8 protein-coding genes and 1 tRNA gene are annotated in these 8446 nt (G+C 44.6%); 5 read left to right on the top strand and 4 right to left on the bottom strand.

Annotation, left to right across the window (positions count from 1 at the left end; all coding sequences use genetic code 11):
* Together B4K20_RS04540 and B4K20_RS04535 are read right to left on the bottom strand one after the other, a co-directional pair.
* Positions 1 to 786, bottom strand: a 786-nt coding sequence (locus B4K20_RS04540) for an amine dehydrogenase large subunit (protein WP_289282032.1), incomplete at its 3' end; no start/stop codon positions are given.
* 56 nt (positions 787 to 842) lie between these two features.
* On the bottom strand, positions 843 to 1694 hold the full coding sequence (locus B4K20_RS04535) for a methylamine utilization protein MauF (RefSeq protein ID WP_286303681.1): 852 nt from the start codon (positions 1692 to 1694) through the stop codon (positions 843 to 845).
* Positions 1695 to 2234: 540 nt separating this feature from the next.
* Here B4K20_RS04535 and B4K20_RS04530 point away from each other — a divergent pair.
* The 5 genes from B4K20_RS04530 to B4K20_RS04510 all read left to right on the top strand — a co-directional run bounded on the left by B4K20_RS04530 (position 2235) and on the right by B4K20_RS04510 (position 6977).
* Positions 2235 to 3239 (top strand): helix-turn-helix domain-containing protein, encoded by a 1005-nt coding sequence (locus tag B4K20_RS04530; protein WP_286303682.1) that lies wholly within the window; start codon positions 2235 to 2237, stop codon positions 3237 to 3239.
* Positions 3240 to 3303: 64 nt separating this feature from the next.
* Entirely contained in the window at positions 3304 to 3516 is a 213-nt protein-coding gene (gene tatA, locus B4K20_RS04525; RefSeq protein ID WP_286303683.1) for a Sec-independent protein translocase subunit TatA, read from the top strand.
* A gap of 17 nt (positions 3517 to 3533) precedes the next feature.
* Positions 3534 to 3914 (top strand): Sec-independent protein translocase protein TatB, encoded by a 381-nt coding sequence (gene tatB, locus B4K20_RS04520; protein WP_289282031.1) that lies wholly within the window; start codon positions 3534 to 3536, stop codon positions 3912 to 3914.
* Entirely contained in the window at positions 3907 to 4647 is a 741-nt protein-coding gene (gene tatC / locus B4K20_RS04515) for a twin-arginine translocase subunit TatC (protein WP_286303685.1), read from the top strand. The genes tatB and tatC overlap by 8 nt, the downstream gene beginning before the upstream one ends.
* A gap of 227 nt (positions 4648 to 4874) precedes the next feature.
* A complete protein-coding gene (locus tag B4K20_RS04510) occupies positions 4875 to 6977 on the top strand; it encodes a methyl-accepting chemotaxis protein (RefSeq protein ID WP_289282030.1) in 2103 nt (700 codons plus the stop codon).
* Between the two features lie 88 nt (positions 6978 to 7065).
* Here B4K20_RS04510 and B4K20_RS04505 read toward each other — a convergent pair.
* Both B4K20_RS04505 and glgP read right to left on the bottom strand, forming a co-directional pair.
* A tRNA-Arg gene (locus tag B4K20_RS04505) sits at positions 7066 to 7142 on the bottom strand.
* Between the two features lie 101 nt (positions 7143 to 7243).
* Positions 7244 to 8446, bottom strand: a 1203-nt coding sequence (gene glgP, locus B4K20_RS04500) for a glycogen/starch/alpha-glucan family phosphorylase (RefSeq protein ID WP_289282029.1), incomplete at its 5' end; no start/stop codon positions are given.

Genomic DNA, 8446 nt, shown 5'->3' with positions numbered 1-8446 from the left:
ATCAGCAGTCAGGGTTGCCCGATAGATACGGCCTTCGTAATCCGGCCATACCAGACGGTTAGTGACATCCGAGTAGTAAGGCTCATTGACCAGATAACTGTCTTCCGGATGGAACACTTCGCTGTGAGTCTGAGTGGAATTACCCTCATCGTCGTAATTGATTTTCAGCATTGAACCGTCACGGCAGTGCATATACACGTTCTGTTCCGGTGCCGGGAACAGGTGGTAACAGTCCGGGGTATCCATCATTTTGACGAACTTGTTTTGTTCCAGATCAACCAGACCCACTGCCGGTATCGGTGAAAACTGCTGGAACATCATGTGCTTGTCATCAGTGCTCAGCGTTGCCATGTGGGTAAAAACAGCGGTCAGGAAGCGACCTTCAGGGATATCAATGTCTGCTGTCACATCGTGAGTCTGTGTATCAAAGACTTCGATGTAATCATCACGGTTACCCCGGGCGATGCGGTCATACCAGGTGTTAGCAATCGCCATGAAGTTACCCTGGTCACCGAGCAGCACATGAGGCAGCTTACCGGCATCAGACATACCCAGGATCTTGTTGTTGTTACCGTCGATGGTGAACACCTGAGAGGTCATCTGGAAATGGCCAGGGTCAGTGACATAAACACGCTTTGAGTCACTGGCTGGGGCAACTTCAATGGTCTGTTGTTCAACAGCAATATCAGCTAGTGCTGGATAAGTGGTAGCCATCAGCGCTGCCGTAGCAATGCCCCCTGCTAGACTTTTTTGTCGCAGCTTTGATTTAAGGTTAAATAGTGTCATATCTTCTCCAAACTATTTTGGTTTATTATGAGTTAAGGATGAGGTCTCACCTGTGTTTACAGCGATAACATGGTTAATGCGGCTGCACCGATTGACAGCAGAAGAAACCCATCCAGTTCAACAGCACGTTCCTGCCATTTCGCTAGCCAAGCTTGAACGGACTGGTTGGAAATAGGCAGAAAGTTCACCGCAACAGGCAGACAGCGCCCGATGTTGAAGATGGCGATGATAGTGATTGCTGTAGTGACATCAGCACTCAGCAACGCAGCACCGGTCACGATGTAGAGGATCGGTGTCTGTACGTAAGTCAGGTAGTTCATCCCCAGCGCATAGCCATAAAGCAGGCCAATTGTTGAGGAGCGAAAACGAAAACGAGCATCATGTGGAACCTGAGCTCGACGCTGTGGGTAGGGCATTTTTAGAAAGCCAAGTTGATGTGCCCCATAACCAATTGCTAGTATCGCCAGTCCCATTATCATATGACTGAAAGCTAACTGTTCGAATAAGAAAGCACCCACTAAACCTAGTGCACCACCCAACATGAGTGCACCGATGGCATAGCCAATCGCATGAGTAATGAAGGTGGGGGTCCAGCGAGCGACTGAACCAAAAGAATATTTCCCGGCTGGTCGCAGCAGGCTCAGGCTTGAGTACCCACATGGAGACCAAGTGGATAACAGGCCACCAACAAAAGTTAAAACGAAAAACATTGCCGTCAGCATCGATGACGCTTGTGTATTCAGTGCAATGCCTGTTGCAACACCTATGGTTATTGCCGATAACATAATGGCAAATCGCTGTCCTGATGATTTTGACTCAGAAAAACTAATCGCATCAGGCACACATGTTGAGCTGTTCTCAACAGTCGATGTCTGGCTATAATCACCAGCGTGTGTATCTGCTCTCACTCTCTACCTCCTCGGACCTGCCGGTCACTTGTTGTTGATGAAATAATTTCGTAACAACTATAGCCAGAGGGAAATCCCTGCCGTATCAAAAACTGGCATTGAAGTATCAGAATGGGGATAACTACTATTGATGTTGCCGATTCTTGCTAGTCAAACGCTATTTCAATTGAAACTTTGTGTTAACGGCATAACACAGTGAGGATGTTATCTAACATGTGAGTGGATGAGTGATGATTGGGCTAACTGTCTGTTTTACCTTCGATAGTCTGTCATCTGCTCAATTCTTCGCTCATGCCATGATGGTTCATCGATGGTCTGAGTGATGATACTGGTCCTCTCCCTACAGCCATGATCAAACTCAGTTCATTATTCAGACTGACATATTGCCGATTTCTACTATTAGCTATCCCAGAAAAGGCCTATTATCGTAAGTGCCAGTTATCAACCTGATAAAAATAATAAGACAGGTAAACCAATATATTCTTAATAAAAATAATAAGTTATGGTTTGTTTGATGGCTTGGTTCCGAGGGAGAGAAATATGAATCAAGAAAAGATATGGGTAGATGACGACCTAGCTAAAATTGAAATAAAAGCAGTACGCTCTAAATTAACTGATGTCTTAGAGCAAGCAGCAGCTTTGCCAATGTGGTCACAAGATTACACGCAACTAGATAAAGGGCAGTTTTCAGGTACGGTGACCAGTGTTGCTTGTCAGGGAGTACAGATCTTTCGTGAAGCGATGAATCGTTCTGTGGATGAGCTTGCCAGTCCACCACCAGGCAGTTATGTGATTGGATTACCAACTATTGTTGAGGGTGAGGCTTTATGGTGTGGCAGTAAGCTAGACAAAAATTCGCTGATTACTCTGGATAAAAATGATGAACTCTTATTCAGGACTTCACATTCGTCTGAAATCAATGTTGCCGTCATTGCTGAGCAAAGGCTAGAGGAATATGCAGAAAGAGTAGAAAAGGTGGATCTTCGCCCCATTATGGATAGGGCAAATCCAGTAGAGGCGCTTCCTCCTGCTATACAAAGCCGTTTGTTGGCAATCTTATACATCGGCACAGAGCATATGGCGAAAAATCTTGATGATGGCACCAGTCATCCAAACAGTTGGCGACACTTTGAAGATACCGTTTTCAGTGTGTGTGTGCAGGCACTGTCAGCGGTCAGCAACAACAACGGCCGACGACATGAGTACAGAGTACATCGCTATATCGTCAAAAGTGTACGTGAGCTCACGCTAGCCCAGCATTGTGATCCCATTACCATTGGTGAAATTTGTACCACTCTGAATATTAGTCGCCGGACATTGAACCATGCTTTTCAGCAAGTGCTTGGCATCACTCCTGTTGCTTATATGCGAAATATTCGTCTTCACAAGATTCGGGCTGAGCTTCAATACAAGTCGGAGCAAATCAGTAATATCGCCTGTGTGGCATCGCATTGGGGGTTTTGGCATATGAGTTTGTTCGCACGTTATTACCGTGAGCTATTCGGGGAGTGTCCGAGTGAGACACTGGAGCGATCACGGCTTTGATTACGTACGCCCAATCATAATTATAGAAACTTAGTATATCCACATCATTTAAGGAGACAGTTAAATGGGGTCTTTTAGTATTTGGCATTGGCTCGTTGTTCTGGCGGTTGTAGCGCTTGTTTTTGGCACCAAAAAATTACGGAATTTAGGTGGAGATTTGGGCGGTGCTGTCAAAGGATTTAAACAAGCGATGAGTGAAGAGCAAGACATCAGTGTTATCGATCATGCTGTCAATCAAACTGACAGTGTGAATAACAAAGCCAGGCATAAACAGTAACACCAGCGTATTTGACTATGTTTAATATCGCCTTCCCCGAGCTTATCGTCATTCTATTGGTATCGCTGGTTGTTATTGGTCCCGCTAAACTTCCAAAGGTAGCGCAGACTCTAGGTGTGATGGTGGGGCGTATTCAACGGTTTATGACGGCTGTTAAAGACGATATCGATCAAGAAATGAGATCTGACGATCTTTTACGGTTGCAGGAAGAGCTAAAACAACAAAAAGAAGGCTTGAATGATGAGCTTCGTAAAGGCATGCAGCCGGTTGCCGAAGTGATTCGCCGCTCTGAAACGCCTGCTTCAGAAACAGCCAGGGAAAACCCTAGTGCTACAACAACCAAAGTCGCTGAGCATAAAAAAAGTGTGACCCAACAGAAGGAATCGCTAAGTGAGTAGTAAAGAAGAATTTTTCAGTCACTTGTTAGAACTTCGACAACGATTGCTGAAAATTGTGGCTGGGATTTTCTTCATCATGCTCGCATTATTTCCCTTTGCAAATGATATTTATCAGTTTTTGGCAACCCCTTTACTACAAGCTTTGCCAGCAGGGGGACAAATGATTGCCACTGAAGTGACTACCCCTTTCTTTGTTCCTCTCAAGGTGGTGATGTTAGCCGCCTTTATCATTTCATCTCCCTATACGCTTTACCAGATCTGGGCTTTCATCGCGCCTGGTTTGTATAGCAATGAGCGCCATCTTATTGCACCTTTAGTCATCACCAGTGTTTTTCTATTTATTTGTGGGATGGCTTTTGCTTTTTTCTTGGTCTTTCCTGTCGTGTTCGGTTTTATCACCAGTACAGCTCCCGAAGGAGTCGCGGTGATGACTGATATTGGTAAATATTTAGATTTCATCATTGTGCTTTTTATTGCTTTCAGCCTGGCATTTGAAACACCTATCGCGGTGGTACTGATGGTCGCGGCTGGGATGGTAAGTGTGACGGCATTGAAGCAAGCGCGTTCCTACGTCATTGTTGGTGCGTTTGTTATTGGCGCTATTATTACGCCGCCTGACATTATTTCTCAGTTTATGTTGGCTATTCCCATGTGGGTGTTGTACGAAATTGGCATATTAGTCGCCCATGCCTTACAGCAAAAAAAGCATCATCAGTATGAGCATACATCCTGAAAGTTAATGATTAGCCTACTCTTAAAATGTCTTTCATGTGCTCCTTGCTGAATGGGGTTTAAGAGCAACACCGTTTGATTGAAGCGTATGTGATTCCTTTGGAGAAAGGGGGGGGGATAATTGCGCTGTAATAGAAAATGTGACAGATTTGTCCACCGTAATTAGAGTGCTCTGAGATAGCTCTGGCATCAGCCAGTGTTCGGTATGTGACATGTCGGGAATAAACAATGCATTTTTCCATTCAACAACGTTTTAGCATCTGGGCTGGACTCGGGCTTCTTAGCGTTGTTTTGATGGCGGTCTTGGTCGGACTATGGCAGTTTGACAAGATAAAACAAACGCTTGCTGCTCAGAGTTATGAGGTGACACGTGGTCAGGTTGAAGACTATCTTCAGGTACTGGCTAGTGATACAGCCGGGGAATTATCTACACCGCTTTTATCTGCAATGCATTCAATACAGGGTGTTGCCTCTGCAATGAATGCTGTTGTGAAGTCCGAAGGCAACCATGATAGACGAGAGTTGGCCATTCGCATGCTTGAGCAAACTTTATCGGACCACCCAAACTTTCTGGCGACCTACGTGGCTTTTGAACCCAATGCACTTGATGGGGCAGATAAACTGGCAAAACAGACAAAGGGAAGTGATGCTGCAGGTCGCTTCATGCCCTATGTGACGAGAGACAATAATGATTTTATGGTGGCTTTGCTGGAAGGGTTGGAGGACAAAAACCTGGATGAGAACGGCAACAGAGTTGGGGAATATTATCTCTGTTCAAAAGAGAGTGGCAAAAGTTGTGTAATTGATCCCTATCTTTACCCTGTAGATGACAAGGAAGTCTTATTGAGTAGTCTTGTCGCTCCGATAAAAGTGCATGAGCAATTTATCGGTATTGCTGGTGTGGATATCTCTGCCAGCTTCTTGCAATCAGTGATCAGTGACGTTGAGTCACGACTATACGATGGCCGGGGAAGGACATTATTGGTCAGTCCCAGAGGTGTGATCTCAGGACATAGTCAACATCCTTATTTAATTGGTCAGAACTTGAGAGTGTTGGAAGCATCAATACGCGACAATCTCAGAGAAGTGGCGGCCAGTGATGAAACCAGAATTCTACACTCCAAGCAACAATTCATCGTCATGAAACCATTCCATCTGCCGGGCAATGAGCAACGTTGGATTGCATATATGGAAGTACCCGAAGAAATTGTGATGGCTGATGTAATCAAGCAAAATCAGTTCCTTGAACTCGCACAAGAACGGTTTATAACGACAACAACAATATTAGGCTTATTTCTTTCACTACTTGGGGTGTTTACGATATGGCTGGTGGCTCGCAAAAGTATCCGACCACTGACAGAAATGACCACACTGGTGACTTCCATAGCTGAAGGAGAAGGCGATCTCACACAGCGATTGAATATTAGTTATCGTGATGAAACAGGCAAACTATCTCTTCTATTAAATACCTTTATTGAAAAGCTACAAAATCTGGTTAAGCAGTTGCTTCCAGTTGCCAGTGATGTCAGTGAATTATCTTCGGAAGGCCGACAGATCAGTGTAGAAACGAGCATTCAGATGTTAGAACAAGAAAGCCTGATCGAGGATATGGTACTGATGATGAATGAGATGGCTGCATCAGCACAGCAAATCGCTGCAAGTGCTGAACGAACATCACAATTTGTGCAATATGCTAATGATGCAACAACAGTAGGGACAGAAGTTCTTCAAAAAAGAACTGTAACCATTGATCACATCAGTCAGTCGGTTCGCCAGTCGGAAGTTGCCGTGCAGAGTATGGCAAAAAATGTCGATAATATATTGAAAGTTATCTCAGTTTTTGATGAGATTGCACTAAAAATCAATCATCTGGCGAGCCAATCCACAGATAATCCTACGGTCAGTAAGAATAAAGCTGAGTCAGACCCCGTTACAGAGCAGATTAGAAATCTGGCGAGTCAGACTCACCAGGTTGTGGCTGATATGCGTAAGCAACTAACCATCATGCAGCAAAGTAATCAGCTAGCATTAAATACAATAGATCTAAGCGGTCAACACGTATCAGAAACAGTAGAGTTGGCACAGCAGGCAGAATCAGCGTTAAATGATATTAATCAGGCTATCGAAGAAGTGACTGAAATGACGCTGGAAATTGCTGCAGCCACAGAACAACAGTCAGCCGCTTGTGATGAAGTTAATCATAATCTTTCCGAGGTTTCGCGACTGGTGCACCTGACCTCAAAAGGAGCGCAACAATTGCGTGGCGTGGGGAATGAACTGGATCTAGCTGCTGGCAGACTGCAAGAGAAACTGGTGTTATTCAAGGTTTAGGTTTTTTTCCAGCTCTGATATGCTGGCAAATGGATTCATAACCAAGCCGGCCTTCTTATGATTGGGAGAAGGTGTTTGATAAACAAAATGGCGCGCCTGACAGGAATCGAACCTGTGACCCCCAGCTTCGGAAACTGGTACTCTATCCAACTGAGCTACAGGCGCGTGAAGTTGAGCCGAAGATTATACGGACTTTGCCCGTAATCTGCTACGGCTCACAGTGTCTTTTACCAAGAGAGTGATAACACTCTCTTGGCATCAATCAATTAATAGCGTGGGTTAATTTTTTCCAGCTTCCAGATATCGTTGTTGTACTCTTCCATGGTTCTGTCAGTAGAGAACATACCGCTATTGGCACTGTTCATAATACTCATTGCAATCCAGCGTTCTTTGTCTTGATAAACTTCTGCGGCGCGTTGTTGGGCTTCGACATAGCTATGGAAATCGGCGACGGTCATCCACGGATCATTGGGGCTGGTAAAGGCAGCAATGATGTCATCAAAACAGCCTTCTTCACATTGGTTGAAGTGTCCAGACTCCAATAAGTCGACAACACGTTTCAGGTCAGCATCGTTATCAATAATAAACCGTGGATTATATGTTGGTTTAAGCTCAGTTACTTCATCTTCAGTCAGGCCGAACAGGAAGAAGTTTTCTGCGCCGGCTTCATCACGAATTTCAATATTGGCACCATCGAGCGTACCAATGGTCATTGCACCGTTCATCATAAATTTCATATTGCCTGTACCAGAGGCTTCTTTACCGGCAGTAGAAATTTGCTCAGATAAATCAGCTGCAGGACAAATCACTTCCATGGCTGAGACCTGGTAGTTTGGCAAAAACACGACTTTTAACAGATCACCCACATCCGGATCATTATTTACTGTACTGGCGACATTATTTATCAATTTAATGATACGTTTTGCCATGACATAACCCGGTGCGGCTTTGCCACCGAATAGGACACAACGTGGCGTCATGTTTTTCGTATCGCCACGTTTGATACGGTCATAGAGATGAATAACATGCAGGATGTTAAGTAACTGACGTTTGTATTCGTGAATACGTTTAACCTGAATATCAAACATCGCTTCAGGATTAAACTCGACGCCGCAGCTATCTTTCACTAATTTTGCCAAGCGCTGTTTATTAGCAAGTTTAGCCGCATGCCATTTCTTCTGGAACGTTTTGTCATGGGCATACTCTTCCAGTTTTTTCAGCTCGGTGAGTTGAGTAATCCATTTATCACCAATGGTGTCTGTAATCAGTTCACTTAAGTCCGGATTACACCAGGCTAGCCAGCGACGTTGGGTTACACCGTTGGTTTTATTATTGAATTTATGCGGCCAGAGTTCATAAAAATCATGGAATAAGCCTTTTTTCAGTAACTCAGAGTGCAAGGCGGCGACACCGTTTATCGAGTAACTGCCGATAATGGCAAGATGGGCCATGCGCACTTGCTTTTCATC

Origin of the sequence: Methylophaga sp. UBA5088 (assembly GCF_002414625.1) — a bacterium.
Classification (GTDB): Bacteria; Pseudomonadota; Gammaproteobacteria; order Nitrosococcales; family Methylophagaceae; genus Methylophaga; species Methylophaga marina.
Note: the sequence above shows the minus strand (reverse complement) of the source record. Positions and strands in the feature narration are given on the sequence as shown.

Excerpts from the sequence above, each read along its gene's own strand:
- B4K20_RS04530 (WP_286303682.1), top strand. The coding sequence starts at position 2,235 with ATGAATCAAGAAAAGATATGGGTAGATGACGACCTAGCTAAAATTGAA.
- tatA (WP_286303683.1), top strand. The coding sequence starts at position 3,304 with ATGGGGTCTTTTAGTATTTGGCATTGGCTCGTTGTTCTGGCGGTTGTA.
- tatB (WP_289282031.1), top strand. The coding sequence starts at position 3,534 with ATGTTTAATATCGCCTTCCCCGAGCTTATCGTCATTCTATTGGTATCG.
- B4K20_RS04510 (WP_289282030.1), top strand. The coding sequence starts at position 4,875 with ATGCATTTTTCCATTCAACAACGTTTTAGCATCTGGGCTGGACTCGGG.